Here is a 19,394-nt window from a genome sequence, read left to right on the forward strand (position 1 = left end):
CTGCGCTGCAACAAAATAGTTATACTAAGTTGGAATAATGGTAGATAGCTTTATGCTGTGGTGCAGCAAGCTATTGTCTGGGCTGGTATTATTTCTTGTTGTCTTTACTGTCGCTGTGCTGTGACCACATATCCATATTTTGTTCCATCATCTTACTGAACAGTGAAAACGGGCTCGACGCCGCCATGGTTTTCATCATGCCCTGCATTTTATCCTGTTGCTCCATCAGCGTGACCAGGCTCTGCTCCAGGTAGTCGCGCACGAAATACTGCATGTCTGTGTCGTAATAGCGGATCAGCTGTTTAAGCAGTGAATTGGTCAGCAGTGACTGATTGTCATTTGTTTCTGACTCACTGATGATCTGCAGCAGCAGTGACTTGGTAATATCGTCACCTGTCTTGGAGTCGACAACCTGAAACTCTTTGCTGTCATTGATCAGGGCCTTGATGTACTCAAGGTTGACGTAGCGACTCTGGGTTGTGTCATAGAGCCGGCGGTTTGGGTATTTTTTAATTATAATCATGACAGATCCAATACGCTGTTATTCTCTGAGGGTAGCGTACTGGACCTGTTTAGGGAAGGTGTGACCAGGTTGAATGCGATGCTGCGGGTCCTGAAACACCCTTTAGCAAAACCGGTTTAGCAGGTAATCGCGCTAGCCCAGCCTTTTTTTAACATAGCTGCCCGGGGCAGCCTCCAGGCTTGGGAAGTCAGGATGTTTTCCGGGGACTGGGGCAGTGGTTTTCGTCGCATCCTGCGATTTTAACCAATGATACCAGTCCGGCCACCAGGAGCCTTCGTGTTTGCTGGCGCCATCAAACCAGGCACTGGCTGTTTCAGGCAGGTCCTGATTGATCCAGTGCGGGTACTTTCCTCCTTGCGGCGGATTAATGACCCCGGCCAGGTGCCCTGAACCGGCCAGCACAAAGCGCGTGTCGCCGCTGACATGGCGGGTACCTTCGTATGCGCCCTGCCACAGCACAATATGGTCGGCCAGCGTTGACAGAAAATACACCGGCATATCAATGTTACTCAGATCTATGGGTACATCGTCAATTACCACCGCACCGGGCTCTATCAGCTTATTCTGCCAGTAGGTGGTGCGCACATACTGTTTAAAACAGGCCGCAGTAATGTTGGTCGCATCACTGTTCCAGTAAAGGATATCAAAGGCGGCCGGGTCCTTTCCTTTAAGGTAATTATTGATAAAGTACGACCAGAACAGGTTATTTTCGCGCAAGAGGCTAAAACTCAGGCCCAGAATCCGACCATCGTAGACGCCTTTGATTTCAGCATTTTTCTCCATGATCGGCAGCGCATCGTCTGACAAATAGTTACCAATTTCGCCGGGCATACTGAAATCGAGCAATGTGGTGAGCAGGGTCAGTGAGGCAATACGTTCGTCACCGCGCCCACGCAGGTAGGCCGCAGTCATGGCAGACAGGGTGCCGCCAACACAAAACCCAACCAGGTTCACCTTCGGTGTGCCGGTGATGGTGTTTACCACATCCATCGCCGCAAGAGGGCCCTTATGCATATAGCTGATAAAGTCATAGTCAGCAAGCTCGGCCCCCGGGTTTACCCAGGAGATCATAAACACACTGAAGCCATCCTCTAGCAATCCGCGCACCGCAGATTTCTGCTCACCTAAATCCAGAATGTAGTACTTATTGATAAACGGCGGCACAAACAGTACCGGCGTTTTAATGGCCTGCTTTTTGGCGGGGGTGTAGTGAATGAGCTGAAACAGTTCGTTCTGAAACACAACCTCGCCGGGTGTGGCAGCTAAATCCTTGCCCAGCTCAAAGGCATTGATATCGGTTTGTGTGATCTTAAATGCCTCAAGGGGGCTTTGTTCAAGATCGCGCATAAAATTCTCGATGCCCTTCACCATATTTTGCCCGTTGGTACGCAGGATCTCTTCACAGACTTCCGGGTTTGATAACAGGTAGTTGGTAGGAGACACCGAGTTGATATACTGCCGGGTATAAAATTTGACCTGCTCTTCGCTTTTGGGGTCGTCAAAATGCATGGATTCGATCATCCCCTGCAGCATCTGTGAGTTAATCAGGTAAGCCTGCTTAAGATAATTGAACACCGGATTCTCGCGCCAGTCACTATGCGCAAAGCGGCTGTCGCGAGCGTCTTCTTTTACGACATCCTCAAACTTTTCGCCCATCATAGCGCGGGTCGCCTGTTGCCAGAGTTCGGTTTGCTTGCGCATAAAATCCATCTGGTTTTTCACCAGGCGCGCCGTGTCCACTTCAACATTGCCTGACAACAGTGCCTGTAGCTTTTCAGGATCAAACATGTTGGCTGTGTCATCACCGCCACGGCGCTTGGATAAAACATCCTGCGCCATTGCATTAAACTGACTCGCATACTGATTTAACAACGACAACACATCGTTGGTGCCCTGTGCATCCACATCGCGCTCCTTAACAGTACTTTTTACTTTTTCGCTGAGTGACCGCCGTCGGCCATGCCCTGCATCATTTTCTGGTAAAACGTGAACGCCTGCTGACTACTGTCAAGATAAGGCTTCAGCATCGACATCATCACTTCCTGGTTGCCACTTTTTAACTGCTCGTTAAGCGACGCGATGGATGCTTCGTGCAGTTTGCTCATATCTGGCCAACCCATCAGTTCACGGGCTTCCTGTGGCGACATGTCTATATCAATGGAAATTTTCATCATTACGTCCTGTGCCTGGAGGGGTGAGCGTTGTATACCAGTGCCCCGGTCATACGGGCACTGATAACGCTGCTGGTCGTCACACCTTCCTTTTAGCCTAAGCGGTCGGTTAAAATCTGTCCATACGACCTCGGTAGCAGAGCTCCGAGACTGGCTTTTCAAAGAAGAAACCCGCAGAATCGGGCTTTTCCGGGAAGGCGCTACGGCGTTTCATCACACGCATATTCTTGCCTTCCGTAATTCATCATGGCACGGCAGATGGCGAAAAAACAAACAAAAGCGAAAAATAAATCATCCCCCTGGTGGCGGATCTTCTGGAAACTGATGCTGGCCGCGCTGGTAGTACTTATCGCGTACATGCTGTATCTCGACGCGCAGATAAAACATGGCTTTTCCGGCAATAAGTGGGAAGTACCGGCACAAATCTTTGCGCGCCCACTGATGATAGAAAAAGGACAGGAAATCAGCCAGAAGGAAGTCCTTGAAGAGCTGGATTTACTGGGCTACCGGCGCGTTGCATCGGCTGACAGCAGCGGCGAATTCAGTGTCTCAGGCAATACCATTGACGTGCAGCGCCGGGCGTTTCATTTTCCTGATGGTCGCGAACCGCTCCGCCATGTCGCAATCCGCTGGCAGGGCGCACGTATAGACAGCCTGTATGATCGCAGTGCGGCCAAATCGCTGGGTATGATGCGCCTCGAGCCCTGGCTGGTCACCCGCATGGTAAGTGCCAGTCGCGAGGATAGAATGCTGGTGTCGCTGGACAAAGTACCTGCAATGCTGCCCAAGACTCTGACACTGGTGGAAGATCGCGACTTCTACGACCATCACGGCGTTGCACCGCTTTCTATTGTGCGTGCCCTGATGGCGAATATTGCTGCGGGCCGCACTGTGCAGGGAGGCAGTACCCTGACCCAGCAACTGGTTAAAAACATGTTTTTAAGCCGCGAGCGATCGTTGGTTCGTAAGGCCAAAGAAGCCCTGATGGCCGTGATTATTGATGCTCGCTATAGTAAGACAGAAATTCTGCAGGCTTATTTGAATGAAGTTTTCCTTGGGCAAAACGGCGATATGGCCGTGCACGGCTTTGGCCTGGCAAGTTACTTTTATTTCGACCGGCCCGCAAATGAGCTGAATACCCCTGAAATTGCCACTCTGGTAGCGATGATCAAGGGTCCGTCCTATTACAATCCGCGCCGTCATCCAGAGCGGGTGAAAGAACGGCGGGATCTGGTGTTGCGCCTGTTGTTTGAAGAAAATGAAATCGACCGTGATGCGTACCAGCGCTACATTAATCAGCCGCTGCATCTGGCCAGCGGTGCGAGTCTCGCCAGTGGCAAGCACCCGGCCTTTATGGATCGGGTTCGCCGTGAGCTGACGGACATTCTGGCCGAACCCAGTCTTCGTGATTCCGGAGTGAAAGTGTTCACCACACTGGATATCGTTGCACAGCGTCGCGCCGAGCGAGCGCTGGCACAAACGCTTGATGGCCTGCAAACCGATCGTGACGCGGCGCTGCAAGGCGCAATGGTGGTTACCGACAGCGCCAGTGGTGAAGTGCGTGCACTGGTGGGGGGCCGGGATTATGAGTATAAAGGTTTTAACCGGGCCCTGGACGCCAGACGACAGATTGGCTCACTGATCAAGCCAGCGGTTTACCTTACAGCGCTGAGCGATCCAACCCGCTATAACCTCGCCACTCCGCTGGAAGATAAGCCCATTACCCTGCAAAGTACTGGCGGGAAACAATGGTCACCGAAAAATGCGGATAAGAAGTTTCGTGGCAGTGTACCGCTGATTACAGCACTGACAGAGTCGCTGAATGTGCCCACGGTGAACCTTGGCATGCAGCTGGGTCTGGGTAACGTAGTGGATACCATTCACGATCTGGGGGTGGAACGGCAGATGCGGGAGAATCCGTCGCTGACGCTGGGGGCACTATCGCTTACGCCCTTTGAAACCAACCAGATGTATCAGACATTGTCGAATGAAGGGCGCTATATTCCCCTGCATACCGTTACTAATGTCACCACAGCCAGCAATAATCTGTTATGGCAAAAAGCCGAGTTTTTCTCTCAGCGTGCTGATGCACAGGCCACGTACCTGCTTAGCTATGCACTCTACAAAGTGGCCAGAGAAGGTACAGCCAGACGTGTCGGGCAGGCCTTCCCCTCAATTAATATGGCAGGAAAAACCGGTACCACTGACGACTACCGGGATAGCTGGTTCAGTGGCTTTGACCGCAATAATGTGATCACCATATGGGTGGGCAACGACGACAACCAGCCAGTCAATCTTACGGGAGCCGGGGGCGGTTTGCCGGTATTTGTTAATTATCAGAAGACACAGTCACCCAAATCATTATCGCGGCGCTTCCCGCAGGGGCTGGGGATTGCGCATTTCGAACCGGCGACCGGCAGTGTTGTGGCACCAGGGTGTCCGGGCAGCCTGAGTGTACCGGCAATACTCGATGTATTGCCTAAACCCTCTGACTGCGAAGGGTTACGCTCAGACCAGGTGCCGGAAGAACAAGAGAAAAGCTGGTGGCAACGCTTGTTTGGTGGTTGACGGTGAGCATTATTGATTGTTTTCACATAGTGATACCATGGCGACCTGATTGCACAGCTACGACAGAGGCATACATTATTTTATGAGTACATCCCGTCATTTCTATACCCCGTCAGAGGGGCATAATCTTCCGCACGATCCGTTTAACGCCATTATTGCGCCGCGGCCAATTGGCTGGATCTCCTCAATGGGTGAAGCCGGCGATGTTAATCTTGCGCCGTACAGCTTTTTCAATGCGTTTAATTACGTGCCGCCTATTGTTGGCTTCTCCAGCGTGGGTTACAAAGATACGGTCAGAAATATCTCAGAAACCGGTGAGTTTTGCTGGAATCTGGTTGATGAGTCACTGGCCACACAGATGAATGAAAGCTGCCGGCCGCTTGATGCCGATGTGGATGAGTTCGAAGTGGCTGGCCTTGAAAAAGGGCAGTCCCGACACATCAGCGTGCCCCATGTTGCGGCCAGCCAGGTGATCATGGAATGTAAGAAAACCCAGATTGTGCAGTTGAATACCGCCAGTGGTGATGACGTCGATACCTGGATGGTGTTTGGTGAAGTGGTGGGTGTTCACATCGATAAAGCACTGCTTAAAGATGGGGTGTATCAGACTGCGGCAGGGAAACCAATGCTGCGTGCGGGCGGCCCGGGCGATTACTTTACGATTCGGCCAGAAAACAAAGTGGTCATGCCTCGGCCCAAATAACCCCGGCGTTGTGAAAAAAAACCTGCAGAAATGGTTGGCGGTACGATATTAACAAAGAAACCAGTAAACGCGTCGATGCCGCGTTCCATTTCTGCAGGAAGTGCCCCAGGGGAGGTGCGAATAAGCCCGAGGTTTGTCAGATCTATTCGCACCTGCTCTGATACGCGTACTTCTCGCTGCAGGGAAACCACTTCGTTCCCTGCAGTTAACGTCGGGACGCAGAGACGTGATGCTGCAATACAACCTGTATTCCCGAGAAAATCAGTGCACCGGCCAGGTAAGACAGCACCGGGCCAAGTGCGACAATCAATAGCGCCAGCGGCGATAACATAGCCATAATAATCAGGCGTCGTTATTGTCATCGACGGGCAGTGCAGCGGGCGCGGCAGAGACATCGGCGACCAGTTCTGCATTTACCTCATCCGATTCCACACGATGGCTTGCGACCATGACATCAAAATCAATGTCCATCTGCAGTGCCTGACGTGTAGCTTGTGCTGTACTTGCGACCAGTGCATCTGTTTGTGTAGTCAGCTCATCGCTTGTAGGGTCCGCTGCCAGCGCAGCACCGGAAAATGAAGCCGACAGTACCAGTGCAGTTAGTGTGTGACGAAAAGCTCGCATAATATTCTCCTGAAAAAGTAGGGTGTAAACTGCATCTTTGAGTACTGCGTGGCAGTTATCAGTTAAGTCGTGTTAAGGACGCTAAAGGTTTAGCTAGCAACGTGCCAAACTTTAAATAAATTTTAAGGTTATGATTTTGAAGGAAAATTTAAGATACTTTGAGTAAGGCAGGATTGGGGGAGTTGATAAGGTTACCAATCGGTAGTGGTTTTCACACGGAAAGTGGTGGATTTGACCACTTGAAGCTCAACGCCGTCGCAGACGTTGCACCAGCGTGACAACCGCGACAATGATCGCGCCCGCCATAAACCCAATAACAGCGTCTGCCAGCAAAGCGAGCACGATGTTGTCGCTCACAGGTGCTAATGCATGATGAATCATATCGATATTGTGGGTAAGGATCCCTCCGCCAACCAGAAACATGGCAATGGTGCCAGCCAGTGCCAGCACTTTCATCAGGGCCGGTGCCGCGACCAGCAGTGTGCGGCCAGCCATGCGAAGTACCCGTCGCGAGGGGCTGTTAATTGACCGCTTTAGCAGATAAAGGCCAGCATCATCCAGTTTCACCAGTCCAGCCACCAGGCCATAGACGCCAGCTGTAAAGACCAGACTTAAGGCACTGAGCACACCAAGTTGTGTTAAAAGTCCGGCGCTGGCCACACTGCCAAGAGATATCACGATGATCTCTGCCGAAAGAATAAAATCTGTTCGAATGGCCCCTTTTATTTTCTCTTTCTCCATCGCAACGATATCCACATCACCATCGGCCAGTTTTTTAAGCTGTGCCTGGCGTTCTTCATCGCTATGATGGGGGAGTAGCCGGTGTAACACTTTCTCGGCACCTTCGAAGCACAGATAGAGGCCACCGATCACCAGCAGTACTACGATCATGACAGGCATAAAGGCGCTGATAAGCAATGCTGAGGGCACCAGGATCACTTTATTGAGCAGCGAGCCCTTTGCGACGGCCCAGACCACCGGTAATTCGCGATCTGCACTGACCCCACTGACCTGGTTGGCATTAAGCGCCAGATCATCGCCCAGTACGCCGGCCGTCTTTTTGGCGGCCACTTTCGACATGGTGGCAATGTCATCCATCATCATTGCGATGTCGTCGAGCAACGTCAGCAGGTTAGCAGCAGCCACGGCAGTTCCTTAGTCTTTTCAGTGTTAACTCAGCATAGCGCTTTGCATAATGGCGTCGCAACAACAAAGACAGGCTTACGCCTGCTGTGACTCTGTGGGGGCTGGCATATGCAGAGGCGGGGATCGTAACGATACAAGCCAAAAGCGCTTCACTGAAGAAGCCGGTGTTTGCTATAAACGTGACAGTGATAATTAAGAAGAGTAATACAATGAGTACCATCAGTTGGAATGATTTTGAGAAAGTCGATATGCGAGCGGGCACCATTATCGATGTGCAACTGTTCCCCGAAGCCCGGCGGCCGGCCTATAAGCTGGTGGTCGACTTCGGGGAGACGCTGGGCACACGCAAGTCCAGTGCTCAGATCACCGATTTGTACACGCCAGAGGAATTGCTGGGCAAGCAGATCCTTGCGGTAGTCAATTTTCCACCTAAGCAGATTGGGCCATTTATGTCGGAATGCCTGGTGACAGGCTTTTATAACAACGACAATCAGGTTGTGCTGTTACACCCTAGTCAGCAGGTACAAAATGGCGCAAAACTGGGTTAATGTCGGTCTGGCACCTCAGCTGTCACGAAAGTTTCCAGAAACTTCGCAACCAATGGGTTTTTCTCGACTTCTGCGCCTGTGAGCGTGTTGATGTCGGTGCGGATCCCATCGGTGTTTCCCAGTGCTACGAGGGTCCAGCCATCATCCGGCGCTTTAACCAAAAAGCCGGCATAGGCATCAGGCCACCAACCGCTGTGCCAGACCAGACGATGGCCCTGAAAGTTCTGCACAAACCAGCCATGCGCATACGGTGCCGGTGATCCGTCTGCATCAATAGGCGGCGTCCACATCTTCTCACGTAAGGTGTCAGACAGGATTTCGCCTCTATCTAACGCCATGGAATAGTGCGCTAAGTCGCGCACGCTGGCAATGATACCTGAACTGGCGTTTAGTTCTGGATTAGGGAGTGCAGAGGGCGCCAGATTGTCTGACTGTTCCGGTGCATGGCGAAACGGCGGTGCCAGATTAGTCAGCGCAGTGGCGCCCTCATGGTCACGCCAGCCTGCCGCGATATTGTTGAGTTTTGCAGGCTCAATCACATAATGTCGCATCCAGTCCCGCCATGATCGCTCTGTGTTTTCTTCGACCCAGTTAGATAGCCGCCCGTATACCACCGGGTTATAGAAAAAGGCGCTGCCGGGTTTACCCTGAACACGGTGTTGCAAAACCTGCCGTAATGAAATGGGAGTATCACATTTCACCGGTGCCACTTCCGTGCCGTTATCCAGCGTTCCGCCGCCAAATATAATGCCGCTGCGCGCGAGCCACTGACAGCGCGACTGCCAGTCGCTCAGGGTGGTAAAGTCGGCATCCAGACTGATGTGGCCGTCTGCCTCCATGGCCAGTAATGTGGCAGCGGTAAACGTTTTGGTAATGGAGGCTACAAGATAAGACGTATCGGCGGTGGTGGGCTCTTCTGCATCATGGTCCTGCCAGCCCAGGCTTTCGGAAAGTACGATTTCATCGTCTTTTACCACAGCGACAGAAAAGCTCAGAATACTGTTCTGTTTACGAAATTCTTCTAAAAACGTGCGAAAGGACGCGCGCTGTGCGTCGCTGACCTGCGCCACAGCACTGACACTTAAAAACGTGGCGGCGATCGCCAGTGAAATGATCCTTTGTTTCATCATTCTCTCCTGAGTGGCGTTCTTGTATATATTTTAATAAACCAGGTATGACCGATGAAGACTAAGGTAGTCGCAAACGCATGGACAAGGCAACGTATTCACTCAATGGGTTTGTTACGAAGTGTGACGCGAAGGCTATTTCGTGGTGTGCGCTTTGATCCGTTTTTCAATATGCGGGGCAATATCCCCCAGTTCGCTGCAGCGCAGGGTACCTCCGGCGAAACCACTGAGTAAGGCCAGGGTTGCATTCAATTCAGAGGCACAGTTAACACGGAGAGGCGCAGGCGTTGCTGACTGTGGATCCTGCTGCGCTCCTTTACGCGGATCGCTGATAACCACCGTACGCTTTGACTGCCGGAACGCGGTGGCCGCATCTACACTGTCCTGATGCAGAGCACGCTGGTGATGTGATGACATGTAGGCGTCCAGAGCCTGACGGGTATCAATGGACGGCGTGATGAGGGCGGCGTCACTGTTTTTAGGTATGTCTGTAGCAGCCCGCTTGCTGTCTGAAACGGGCTCTGTGCGTACAGGCTTGGACGCTGCCTGGGTTGTGGGTTCATCCTTCTCTGCATTGCGCGGTTCGAGCTGACTGGCAGAGACTTGCGCCGTTTGGTCGGAGGGGGAGTCGTCGGGGACGGTTTTAACAGTGGCGGGTGTCGGCGGGATGACCGCCACTGGCGCCATCAGCCGGGCAGACATGACCGGCGCGGATGCTGGTTTGTGTGACGGCAGTGAAAACGAGATGTGCCCGAGAAGCAGTGCATGCGCCCCCACAGATAACGCCAGGATCAGCCAACCACGCCAGTGCCCACCGCGTGTTGGCGGTGATGCAAATCGAAGCGGCGAGGAAGCACAAAACGTATTTGTCATAACCCATGACAGACCCTGAACAGGGACGGGAAGTTCCCTAACCCACTGAATAAACGCATGACCTCATTCGCCCTGCGCAAAAACCGTGCAGCAATACCCCGTTGCACCATTATGGTGCTTAAAATGTGCATTGTGTCGCTCTGCTATTTCATAAGTTATTGAATAATATTGATTATAATTTGTGGCATAGCTTTTGTGTTACTTCCTGCAAACACATGAAATGCATAAAACCATTACATACTGGGAGCAACACACATGAAACTAGTCACAGCAATCATCAAGCCGTTCAAGCTGGATGATGTTCGTGAAGCCATTTCAGAAATCGGAATTGACGGGCTGACCGTCACCGAAGTGAAAGGTTTCGGACGTCAGAAAGGCCACACTGAACTCTACCGCGGCGCGGAGTATCAGGTAGATTTTCTGCCAAAGGTCAAACTGGAAATTGCAGTCCAGGATGATCAGGTAGAGCGCCTTGTCGAAGCGATCGTTGACGCTGCCAAAACCGGAAAGATTGGCGATGGCAAAGTCTTTGTTTATGACCTCGAACACGCTGTCCGTATCCGTACGGGCGAGTCAGATGGCGATGCGCTTTAACGCCATCCAGGTTTACTTGCGGAGAGAATAACAATGGAAATCACATTTGAACTTGGGTATGCACTCGATACCTTTTACTTTTTGATTTGTGGCGCATTAGTCATGTGGATGGCAGCGGGCTTTGCCATGCTGGAAGCCGGACTGGTTCGTGCTAAAAATACGACTGAGATTCTGACCAAAAACATTTCACTGTTTGCTATTGCCTGCACCATGTACATGGTGTGCGGTTACGGCATCATGTATGGCGGTGACGACTGGGGACTGTTCCTGAGTGGCATCCTGGGTGATGGCGCGACCGGCGTAAGCGAAGATCCGGCAACCTATGCCCCGTCTGCCGACTTTTACTTCCAGGTAGTGTTTGTCGCAACGGCGATGTCGATTGTGTCAGGCGCGGTGGCTGAGCGTATGAAACTGTGGGCATTTTTGGCCTTTGCCGTGGTAATGACCGGGTTTATCTATCCAATGGAAGGTGCATGGACTTGGGGCGGTGCGTCCGTATTTGGTATGTATACCTTAGGCGACCTGGGCTTCTCTGACTTCGCCGGTTCGGGTATCGTCCATATGGCGGGTGCAGCAGCAGCGCTGGCGGGCGTACTGGTACTCGGCGCCCGTAAAGGCAAATATATGGCTGACGGCAAGATCAATGCAATCCCTGGGGCCAACCTGCCACTGGCTACGCTCGGTACATTCATTCTGTGGATGGGCTGGTTTGGTTTCAATGGTGGTTCCGTACTGGCCACGGCCACGGTAGAAAGCGCTAATGCTGTTGCCATTGTATTTATGAACACCAACGCGGCTGCCGCCGGCGGTACTATCGCCGCACTTATTCTGGCCCGCGTCATGTTTGGTAAAGCAGATCTGACCATGGCACTGAACGGTGCACTGGCTGGTCTGGTTGCTATTACTGCTGAGCCATCAACGCCAACGCCGCTTCAGGCGACAATTTTCGGTGCGCTGGGTGGTATTCTGGTGGTATTCAGCATTGTTGCGCTGGATAAAGCGAAAATTGATGATCCGGTGGGTGCAATCTCTGTGCACGGTGTGGTTGGCCTGCTGGGTCTGTTGCTGGTGCCAGTGACTAACGATGGCTCAAGCTTCAGTGGACAGATCATCGGTGCCCTGACCATTTTTGTCTGGGTATTTGTCACCAGCCTGATTGTATGGTTAATCATTAAAGCCGTGATTGGTGTTCGCGTCAGCGAAGAAGAAGAGTTTGACGGTGTAGACGTCAGCGAGTGTGGCCTTGAAGCCTACCCTGACTTTACCGGCAGTCGCTCTTAATACGGCCCGAAGTCCGAGCAGGTGACCCGCAGGGGCGATATAATAAATAAAAACACCTGACTTACCAGGCTTAAGCCCCGCAGATGCGGGGCTTTTTTATTGGTGGGCGTAGAGTGTGCCGGCGCATACGGTATAAGTCAGCGCCACAACGGGCAGCGTGGGCAAGTGTCTTGTATTTTTATAAAACTGGATGCGTTATACATTTCATACTAATTTCAATAGTATAGACTTATTCGCATCATCCTTTGTACGAACCTGAATACTGAGAACACCTATGTATTGTCTGCGCCTGCTTGCTCTTATCCTGTTACTGGGGATCTCGCCCGCCCATGCCTATGACCGGATCACCGGCAAGCCTTTTGCCTCACGCTCTGAAGTACTTGCCCAGTCAGGTATGGCAGCAACCAGTCAGCCACTGGCCACGCAGGCAGCTCTGGATATCCTTAAACAGGGCGGTAATGCAGTGGATGCGGCGATTGCTGCGAATGCGGTGCTGGGACTGGTAGAGCCAACGGGCAGTGGGATTGGTGGTGATCTGTTTGCCATTGTCTGGGACGCAAAAAACAGCGAACTGGTAGGCCTGAATGGCTCCGGACGCTCACCCAAAAGTCTGAAAAAATCGGAGTTCAGCGCCCGCGGTCATAACAAGATACCGTCGTTCGGCGCGTTGCCGGTGTCTGTGCCGGGCGCAGTTGATGGCTGGTTTATGCTGCATGAACGTTTTGGCTCACTGCCTATGACGACCGTACTTACCCCTGCAATAACCTACGCGAAAAAAGGTTACCCTGTAACTGAGCTGGTGGCCTATTACTGGCAAATGAATGTCGATCGCATTGGTGACTATGACGGCTTCAGCGATATTTTTATGCCGCATGGCCGAGCCCCGCGTGAAGGCGAAATTTTTAAGAACCCGGCGCTTGCCGCTACCTATGAGAAAATCGCTACCGGCGGACGTGATGCGTTCTATAAGGGCGATATCGCCCGAACCATTGATGCCTACATGCAGGAGCAGGATGGCTTTTTATCGTATGAGGACATGGCTGCGCACAAAGGCGAATGGGTGACGCCGGTGTCGACCAATTACCGTGGCTATGATGTGTGGGAATTACCGCCGAATGGTCAGGGCATTGCTGCGCTGCAAATTCTCAACATTCTCGAGCGCTATGATATTGAGGGGATGGGATTCGGGTCGGCCGACTATATCCATACCTTTGTAGAGGCCAAAAAACTGGCCTTCGAAGACCGGGCCAAATTTTACGCCGATATGGACTTCGCGGATGTGCCTGTTGAAACTCTGATTTCAAAAGACTATGCCAAGCAGCGCCAGGCATTGATTGATCCGCGTAAGGCGGCGAAACGCGTAGATGCCGGGGTGATTGACGGCGATACCGTGTACCTGACGGTCGCAGACAAAGAGGGCAATATGGTGTCGCTGATTCAGAGCAATTACCGGGGCATGGGCTCGGGTATGACCCCGCCAGGGCTGGGTTTTGTGCTGCAAAACCGCGGTGAACTGTTTACCCTGCAGGAGGGGCATCGTAATGAGTATGCCCCTGGCAAACGCCCTTTTCACACAATTATTCCAGCCTTTGTGACCCGCAGTGGCGAACCCTTCTTAAGCTTTGGCGTCATGGGCGGCGCCACGCAGCCACAAATGCATGCGCAGATCCTCGTGAATGTCATTGATTTTGGCATGAACCTGCAGGAAGCCGGTGATGCGCCACGGATCCTACACTCCGGCTCAAGCAGCCCGACCGGCGCGCTGATGCGAAGCGGCGGTTATGTCAGCCTGGAAAGCGGCATCGCACAGGAAGTCAGGCGCGAATTAATGGAGCGAGGGCATACGTTGCAATCGGTGCTGGGCGCCTATGGCGGCTACCAGGCGATTGGCTGGGACAAGCGTGAGCAGGTATACAGCGGCGCCTCTGAGAGCCGAAAAGATGGACAAGCCGCTGGCTATTAAGACACACTGGGAATTAGTTTTGCACGTCGCCTGTTATGCCAACGGCACAAAAGAAAACGTGACAGGGTATGCATCGTACCAGGCAGCACACAGACAGCGTAGAATAACAATGTAATATGCGGCGCCTCACAGCCGTGGGGCCATTCACCAGGACTTGTATAAGAATAAACATGGCACAACCGCAAAAGGGCATTTGTGCAGAGCCTAACCTGCACGCACAGTATTTATTGCTAAATGTTGTTGATGATGACAGTCAGGCTGTGCGGGCGAAGCTTGCCAGGGTTCTGGACGTGTTCGAACACTATGAAAATGAACATTATGAGGCCATGCTGACGGGTCTTATTGCCATTGGCACAGGGTACTGGCATGAGCTTTATCCCGGCCCTATCCCAACCGAACTGTCCCCCTTTCCGGATATGCAGTGTGAGGATCGCAGTGCGCCGACTATGCCCTGCGATCTGTTTATACAAATCCGGGCCGATCGTCTGGATATTTGTCACGCCATTGGCATTGAGGTGATGGAACTACTGCGCCTGCATGTTGAACTTGTTGAGCAGGTACGAGGCTTCCGGTATCTCGACGGACGCGATTTAAATGGGTACATGTATGGGACTGATAATCCCCGGGGGCTGAAACGCCGTGAAGTTGCCATTATCGGTGAAAATGATGCCGAATTTGGCGGAGGAAGTTATATCCATGTTCAGCGATACCGTCACGATCTGCGGCGCTGGGCGGCATTGTCGCCGCGTCAGCAGGAGCAGGTGATGGGTACCACTCAGGAGCACAACCTGGCTAGCAAAGAGCAGTCTGAGTCGTCGCATTGTGTGCGCGCCAGCAGTGCGGTGTTCGGTGACGGCGCTCCGGCTTTACTTAAACAAGGTATGCCGTATGGCGACATGGCGTCACAGGGCCTGTTTTTCGTTAGTTGCAGTGCCAGCTCAGCCCCGTTTAAAGCCATGCTGCACAGTCAGATAGTCGGTAATGGTGACGGGGATTACGATCGCTGGCTGGACTTCACCAGCGCTGAAACCGGTGCCGCATTTTTCGCCCCGTCGGTCACCTTGATTCGTCAGATGTCACGTGTCTGACTGCGTAATGGTAACGCGCCGTCCCATTGGTCATCCAGTGGCTGCCCGCGGTAGCGTTCACATACACGCAGGTGATGGTGGACAACCGGGTCATCCGGTGCCATGTGTTGAGCCTGACTAAACGCAGCCTGTGCTGCTTCCCAGCGCCCTGCTTTGCGATGAGTGATGCCTGAGGCGACATGATCGTTTATCGCCAGTCTCGCCTGGCGAACCGGTTCGGGTAAATGTGACAACACCTCGTAAATTTCAATGGGGGTCTGGCGTCCTTTCACGCGCACCCAGTCCAGTAGTCGTGTCGGCGGCGCGTCTTCTTGCAGCGTTTCCAGCGTCTGTGCGCTGACAATTATATCAGCCTCGTAGACCGGTGCCAGAGACTCCAGGCGATACGCAATATTCACACTGTCGCCAATCACCGTGGTATCCATACGATCATCCGAGCCCACTGTACCGAGGATCACCGGGCCATAATGAATGCCAATACCGACGTTAATGGCGGTGTAGCCACTATTGCGCCGGTGCTGATTATAGAGATCCAGTGCCTGACGGAGATCATGCGCCGCCTTCAGCGCATCGCTGGCTTTATCTTTTGCCGTGCCGCCGGGATGATCAAACAAGGCCATAATGGCATCGCCGATAAACTTATCAATAAACCCCTGATGCTGGTGGATAGGTGCATTCATGCGCAAGAAATAGGAGTTAAGAAAACTCATCAGTTCCTGCGGGCGCATGTGCTCAGACAGCCCGGTGAAACCGCGGATATCGCAAAACAGAATGGCAACATCGTCCTCATCGGCACGACCCAGCTCAAGTGCATCAGTACCATGCCGGGCAAAGTGCTCGACAAACTGCCGTGGCACAAATTTCTGAAAAGTCTGGATCAGGCGTTTGGCTTCATCGGCCCGCTGCCGGTAATGCCGCTCGTTGTCGGCGTTATCATCAGGGCGCTCGCGCACGGCGGACAGCGTTCCCTCTGCCTGAGCGCGGCGCACATACAACCGGGTTATGATACCAGCGTAACCAGTAACGACGGTCAGCAAGACCGCCAGTACCAGATTAAGTAATGACACAGTATGCGTTACCTGCGTGTCTGCTTATAACTGCGCAAAGACCTTATCGACGGCGTCCAGCGTCTTATCGATAATTGCTTTGTCGTGGGCCTTTGACATAAAGCCCCCTTCGTATGACGCTGGTGCCAGATAAACGCCCTGTTCCAGCATGCCGTGATAGAAGGCTTTAAAGCGTTCCTGATTACAGCTAATTGCCTGTTTATATGACGTGACCTTTTCATCGTCGGTGAAGAAAAAGCCAAACATGCTGCCTGCCACATTGGTGGTGAGCGCAATACCATGCTTTTTCGCCAGCGCTTCCATTCCGTCGGCCAGCGCCTGGGTATTCTCAAAAATCGACGGGTACATATCGTCCGCCTCCAGCTGACTTAAGGTCGCCAGACCGGCCGCCATGGCCACCGGGTTGCCCGATAAGGTACCGGCCTGATAAACCGGGCCGGTAGGCGAAATGTGGGTGATAATTTCGCGCTTGCCTCCAAAGGCCCCCACCGGCATTCCGCCGCCGATCACTTTGCCCAGACAGGTAAGGTCAGGTTTAACCTGATAACGTTCCTGCGCGCCGCCGCGAGACACCCTAAAGCCAGTCATGACTTCATCGAAAATCAGTACGCTGCCGGCCTCATCGCAAATTTCACGCAATCCTTCAAGGAAGCCGTCAACCGGCGGAATACAATTCATGTTACCTGCGACGGGTTCGACGATAATACAGGCGATGTCATCGCCATGTTCGGCAAATGCTTCACGTACACTGTCTAAGTTATTGAACTCGACCGTCAGCGTGTGCTGCGCCACATCCGCCGGTACGCCCGGTGAACTGGGCACACCCAGCGTCAGTGCACCTGAGCCTGCTTTAACCAGTAGTGAGTCAGCGTGGCCGTGATAACAGCCTTCAAACTTCACAATTTTATTGCGTCCGGTATAGCCGCGCGATAAACGAATGGCTGACATCGTCGCTTCCGTACCGGAGTTAACCATACGCACCATTTCCATTGACGGCACCATGGCACTGACTTTTTCAGCCATCAGGACTTCGGCTTCGGTGGGCGCGCCAAACGACAGGCCTTCCTGCGCGGCCGCAACTACGGCCTCACGTACTGCGGCGTTGTTGTGTCCCAGCACCATAGGGCCCCAGGACTGTACGTAATCGATATATTGTTTGCCATCGGCGTCCCAGATATAAGGGCCATCCGCCTTAGTGATAAAACGCGGCGTTCCGCCGACGGCCTTAAAGGCGCGAACCGGCGAGTTGACGCCACCGGGAATGGTTTTTTGGGCGCGGGTAAATAGGGCTTCAGATTTTTGCATGTCGGTTAACTGCTCTTTTTGGTGGTCCAGATAACGTCACGTTCATACTGGCTGACCAAGTTTTCTACGCCCAGTGTGAGCGCGAAAAGGGCCATGCGTACCAGCACGCCGTTATCGGTTTGACGAAAGATGGCAAGGTTCGGGTTCAGATTGAGATCATTATCCAGTTCGTTGGCCTCCATACGCGAGTCGCGCGGCAGCGGATGCATGATCACCGTTTTTGACTGAAAATGGCGCGTGTAGATGGCCTGGTTAAGCCGAAACTTGCCCCGGTATTTGTTGGCTTCATCCTGTGACGGAAAACGCTCTTCCTGAATGCGGGTCTGATAACAGATATCGGCATCCATATTTCCTTCAAGCTGCTCGGTAATGGTCAGCCGGTGACCGGCATTCTCAATAGCATCGACAATGGGCTGTGGCATGGCCAGTTCTCTGGGGGATATCAGCGTAAAGTGCACATTGTCATATAAGCAAAGCAGCCGCGACAGCGAGTGCACCGTGCGTCCGTAGCGCAAATCACCGATCATCGCGATATGCAGGCCATCAATGCCCTTATTGTTATATTCCAGCTCGCGTTTAATGGTGTACAGGTCCAGCAAGGCCTGAGTGGGGTGTTCGTTAGCACCATCACCGCCGTTGATGACCGGCACCCGGCTGCCCTCGGCAAATTCACCTACCGAACCGGCGGCTGGATGACGCATGGCAATAATATCAGAATAGCCGCTCAGCACCCGGGCTGTATCAAACAGCGATTCGCCTTTCGCCAGCGCCGAATTGTCCATGCCGGTGGTTTCTCTAACCTCGCCACCCAGCAGATTAAACGCTGTACCAAAACTCACCCGGGTCCGGGTACTGGGCTCAAAAAAAAGATTTCCAAGAATAGCACCATTCAGCACCGTGGTGCGTTTTTGGCGGCGGGCGTAGGGCAGCATAGAGTGGGCGACGGAGAAGACACGTTCAATCGCGTCACGGTCAAACTGGCTTACTGAAAGAATATGATTACCGGTAAACTCTGACATAACTGGCTCTGCGGATACCAAACTGCGCGTAGTTTAGCAAAAAGCCACCAGACTGTAGAGTCTTCATAGCAATTCACACAGATAAGTTATACAAGTCAGGTCTGGCTGGTTTTGCGGGCCAGCAAAACGCCAATCTGGTCGACAACGCGTGCAACGTGACGGTCGATTTGCGCATCGTCCAGTGGGGCAGCTAAATCACACAATAGCATGAGCAGCCGGTCACTCTTGAGCAGGCTGAGAAAGTCAGTGGCAACCGCCAGCGCCTGCTGTTGTGAGAGCCGGTGCTGGCTGTATCGTAAAAACAGGGTTGCCAGTCCATCGAGGCTCGCTTTCAGTCCTGCCTGATAGAAGAGTTCAGCGATGCGCCGGTTATTTTTTGCCTCGCTGATAACGGTGCGGTACATGGCAATAACATCAGGATCCTGAATCAGACGCATGAACTGCCTGCCAATGATGGTCAGACATTGCGCCATGGGAAGTTCGCACTGGTCATGACCGGAAAGCTGCGTTGGATCAAGCTCATAAGACTGGCATTTTTGTAAAATTGCAGCCTGAAACAGCGTGTCCTTACTATCGAAGTGTGAGTAGACGGTTTGCTTTGATACCCCGGAACTTTTGGCGATTTTGTCCATGGACGTGTTGGCAAAGCCCTGTGCCAGAAATTCATCACTGGCCGCTTTTAAAATCTGCTGGCGCTTTTCTTCGCTTTTCGGGCGGCCGGCTTTGGTCTGTATGGTATCGGTAGAATCGTTAGACAAAGTGCACTCACTAGGTTATTTAATTATCAAACTAGA

19 protein-coding genes are annotated in these 19,394 nt (G+C 52.7%); 7 read left to right on the forward strand and 12 right to left on the reverse strand.

Annotated elements, in window-relative coordinates:
• Nucleotides 1-88 precede the first annotated feature (88 nt).
• The 3 genes from phaR to IE054_RS04575 all read right to left on the reverse strand — a co-directional run bounded on the left by phaR (nucleotide 89) and on the right by IE054_RS04575 (nucleotide 2,697).
• On the reverse strand, nucleotides 89-523 hold the full coding sequence (phaR, locus tag IE054_RS04565) for a polyhydroxyalkanoate synthesis repressor PhaR (RefSeq protein ID WP_189403905.1): 435 nt from the start codon (nucleotides 521-523) through the stop codon (nucleotides 89-91).
• Nucleotides 524-655: 132 nt separating this feature from the next.
• Nucleotides 656-2,428 carry a PHA/PHB synthase family protein gene (locus tag IE054_RS04570; protein WP_229805005.1) on the reverse strand — a complete coding sequence of 591 codons (1,773 nt, stop codon included), beginning with the start codon at nucleotides 2,426-2,428 and terminating at the stop codon, nucleotides 656-658.
• 23 nt (nucleotides 2,429-2,451) lie between these two features.
• On the reverse strand, nucleotides 2,452-2,697 hold the full coding sequence (locus tag IE054_RS04575; protein ID WP_189403906.1) for a DUF6489 family protein: 246 nt from the start codon (nucleotides 2,695-2,697) through the stop codon (nucleotides 2,452-2,454).
• Between the two features lie 255 nt (nucleotides 2,698-2,952).
• On the opposite strand from IE054_RS04575, the gene mrcB reads away from it, so the two are divergent.
• Entirely contained in the window at nucleotides 2,953-5,262 is a 2,310-nt protein-coding gene (gene mrcB / locus IE054_RS04580; protein WP_189403907.1) for a penicillin-binding protein 1B, read from the forward strand.
• 82 nt (nucleotides 5,263-5,344) lie between these two features.
• A complete protein-coding gene (locus tag IE054_RS04585) occupies nucleotides 5,345-5,965 on the forward strand; it encodes a flavin reductase family protein (protein WP_189403908.1) in 621 nt (206 codons plus the stop codon).
• A 205-nt stretch (nucleotides 5,966-6,170) separates the two neighbouring features.
• On the opposite strand, the gene IE054_RS17890 is transcribed toward IE054_RS04585, so the two are convergent.
• The 3 genes from IE054_RS17890 to IE054_RS04595 form a co-directional block, all read right to left on the reverse strand.
• The gene (locus IE054_RS17890; RefSeq protein ID WP_268245050.1) at nucleotides 6,171-6,302 is read right to left on the reverse strand and encodes a hypothetical protein; all 132 of its coding nucleotides are present in this window, start codon (nucleotides 6,300-6,302) and stop codon (nucleotides 6,171-6,173) included.
• Nucleotides 6,303-6,307: 5 nt separating this feature from the next.
• On the reverse strand, nucleotides 6,308-6,589 hold the full coding sequence (locus IE054_RS04590; protein ID WP_189403909.1) for a hypothetical protein: 282 nt from the start codon (nucleotides 6,587-6,589) through the stop codon (nucleotides 6,308-6,310).
• A gap of 246 nt (nucleotides 6,590-6,835) precedes the next feature.
• Nucleotides 6,836-7,735, reverse strand: coding sequence for a DUF808 domain-containing protein (locus tag IE054_RS04595; RefSeq protein ID WP_189403910.1), 900 nt, complete (start codon nucleotides 7,733-7,735; stop codon nucleotides 6,836-6,838).
• A 209-nt stretch (nucleotides 7,736-7,944) separates the two neighbouring features.
• Between IE054_RS04595 and IE054_RS04600 the strand changes: the two genes are divergently transcribed.
• Nucleotides 7,945-8,283, forward strand: a complete 339-nt coding sequence (locus tag IE054_RS04600; RefSeq protein WP_189403911.1) for a tRNA-binding protein — start codon at nucleotides 7,945-7,947, stop codon at nucleotides 8,281-8,283.
• Here IE054_RS04600 and IE054_RS04605 read toward each other — a convergent pair.
• Both IE054_RS04605 and IE054_RS04610 read right to left on the reverse strand, forming a co-directional pair.
• Nucleotides 8,280-9,413, reverse strand: a complete 1,134-nt coding sequence (locus IE054_RS04605) for a serine hydrolase domain-containing protein (RefSeq protein WP_189403912.1) — start codon at nucleotides 9,411-9,413, stop codon at nucleotides 8,280-8,282. The two genes, IE054_RS04600 and IE054_RS04605, sit on opposite strands and share 4 nt — an antisense overlap.
• Nucleotides 9,414-9,545: 132 nt before the next feature.
• Nucleotides 9,546-10,283 (reverse strand): hypothetical protein, encoded by a 738-nt coding sequence (locus IE054_RS04610; protein WP_189403913.1) that lies wholly within the window; start codon nucleotides 10,281-10,283, stop codon nucleotides 9,546-9,548.
• A 255-nt stretch (nucleotides 10,284-10,538) separates the two neighbouring features.
• On the opposite strand from IE054_RS04610, the gene glnK reads away from it, so the two are divergent.
• From glnK to IE054_RS04630, 4 genes are all read left to right on the forward strand, one after another.
• A complete protein-coding gene (gene glnK, locus IE054_RS04615; RefSeq protein WP_189403914.1) occupies nucleotides 10,539-10,877 on the forward strand; it encodes a P-II family nitrogen regulator in 339 nt (112 codons plus the stop codon).
• A 33-nt stretch (nucleotides 10,878-10,910) separates the two neighbouring features.
• The gene (gene amtB, locus IE054_RS04620; protein ID WP_189403915.1) at nucleotides 10,911-12,158 is read left to right on the forward strand and encodes an ammonium transporter AmtB; all 1,248 of its coding nucleotides are present in this window, start codon (nucleotides 10,911-10,913) and stop codon (nucleotides 12,156-12,158) included.
• Between the two features lie 274 nt (nucleotides 12,159-12,432).
• A complete protein-coding gene (gene ggt / locus IE054_RS04625; RefSeq protein ID WP_189403916.1) occupies nucleotides 12,433-14,121 on the forward strand; it encodes a gamma-glutamyltransferase in 1,689 nt (562 codons plus the stop codon).
• Between the two features lie 170 nt (nucleotides 14,122-14,291).
• A complete protein-coding gene (locus IE054_RS04630; protein WP_189403917.1) occupies nucleotides 14,292-15,209 on the forward strand; it encodes a Dyp-type peroxidase in 918 nt (305 codons plus the stop codon).
• On the opposite strand, the gene IE054_RS04635 is transcribed toward IE054_RS04630, so the two are convergent.
• From IE054_RS04635 to IE054_RS04650, 4 genes are all read right to left on the reverse strand, one after another.
• Nucleotides 15,191-16,276 (reverse strand): adenylate/guanylate cyclase domain-containing protein, encoded by a 1,086-nt coding sequence (locus IE054_RS04635; protein WP_189403918.1) that lies wholly within the window; start codon nucleotides 16,274-16,276, stop codon nucleotides 15,191-15,193. The two genes, IE054_RS04630 and IE054_RS04635, sit on opposite strands and share 19 nt — an antisense overlap.
• A gap of 24 nt (nucleotides 16,277-16,300) precedes the next feature.
• A complete protein-coding gene (gene hemL / locus IE054_RS04640) occupies nucleotides 16,301-17,581 on the reverse strand; it encodes a glutamate-1-semialdehyde 2,1-aminomutase (protein ID WP_189403919.1) in 1,281 nt (426 codons plus the stop codon).
• 5 nt (nucleotides 17,582-17,586) lie between these two features.
• The gene (locus IE054_RS04645) at nucleotides 17,587-18,600 is read right to left on the reverse strand and encodes an aspartate carbamoyltransferase (protein WP_189403920.1); all 1,014 of its coding nucleotides are present in this window, start codon (nucleotides 18,598-18,600) and stop codon (nucleotides 17,587-17,589) included.
• Nucleotides 18,601-18,695: 95 nt separating this feature from the next.
• Nucleotides 18,696-19,358: a TetR/AcrR family transcriptional regulator gene (locus tag IE054_RS04650; RefSeq protein ID WP_229805006.1), complete on the reverse strand. Its 663-nt coding sequence runs from the start codon at nucleotides 19,356-19,358 to the stop codon at nucleotides 18,696-18,698.
• Between the last annotated feature and the right edge of the window lie 36 nt (nucleotides 19,359-19,394).

This window comes from Alteromonas halophila (assembly GCF_014651815.1).
GTDB classification, from domain to species: Bacteria; Pseudomonadota; Gammaproteobacteria; order Enterobacterales; family Alteromonadaceae; genus Alteromonas; species Alteromonas halophila.

Bases quoted from the DNA above. Each gene is read 5' to 3' on its own strand.
- phaR (WP_189403905.1), bottom strand. From the start codon at position 523: ATGATTATAATTAAAAAATACCCAAACCGCCGGCTCTATGACACAACC.
- IE054_RS04575 (WP_189403906.1), bottom strand. From the start codon at position 2,697: ATGATGAAAATTTCCATTGATATAGACATGTCGCCACAGGAAGCCCGT.
- mrcB (WP_189403907.1), top strand. From the start codon at position 2,953: ATGGCGAAAAAACAAACAAAAGCGAAAAATAAATCATCCCCCTGGTGG.
- IE054_RS04585 (WP_189403908.1), top strand. From the start codon at position 5,345: ATGAGTACATCCCGTCATTTCTATACCCCGTCAGAGGGGCATAATCTT.
- IE054_RS17890 (WP_268245050.1), bottom strand. From the start codon at position 6,302: ATGGCTATGTTATCGCCGCTGGCGCTATTGATTGTCGCACTTGGCCCG.
- IE054_RS04590 (WP_189403909.1), bottom strand. From the start codon at position 6,589: ATGCGAGCTTTTCGTCACACACTAACTGCACTGGTACTGTCGGCTTCA.
- IE054_RS04600 (WP_189403911.1), top strand. From the start codon at position 7,945: ATGAGTACCATCAGTTGGAATGATTTTGAGAAAGTCGATATGCGAGCG.
- IE054_RS04605 (WP_189403912.1), bottom strand. From the start codon at position 9,413: ATGATGAAACAAAGGATCATTTCACTGGCGATCGCCGCCACGTTTTTA.
- IE054_RS04610 (WP_189403913.1), bottom strand. From the start codon at position 10,283: ATGACAAATACGTTTTGTGCTTCCTCGCCGCTTCGATTTGCATCACCG.
- glnK (WP_189403914.1), top strand. From the start codon at position 10,539: ATGAAACTAGTCACAGCAATCATCAAGCCGTTCAAGCTGGATGATGTT.
- amtB (WP_189403915.1), top strand. From the start codon at position 10,911: ATGGAAATCACATTTGAACTTGGGTATGCACTCGATACCTTTTACTTT.
- ggt (WP_189403916.1), top strand. From the start codon at position 12,433: ATGTATTGTCTGCGCCTGCTTGCTCTTATCCTGTTACTGGGGATCTCG.
- IE054_RS04630 (WP_189403917.1), top strand. From the start codon at position 14,292: ATGGCACAACCGCAAAAGGGCATTTGTGCAGAGCCTAACCTGCACGCA.
- hemL (WP_189403919.1), bottom strand. From the start codon at position 17,581: ATGCAAAAATCTGAAGCCCTATTTACCCGCGCCCAAAAAACCATTCCC.
- IE054_RS04645 (WP_189403920.1), bottom strand. From the start codon at position 18,600: ATGTCAGAGTTTACCGGTAATCATATTCTTTCAGTAAGCCAGTTTGAC.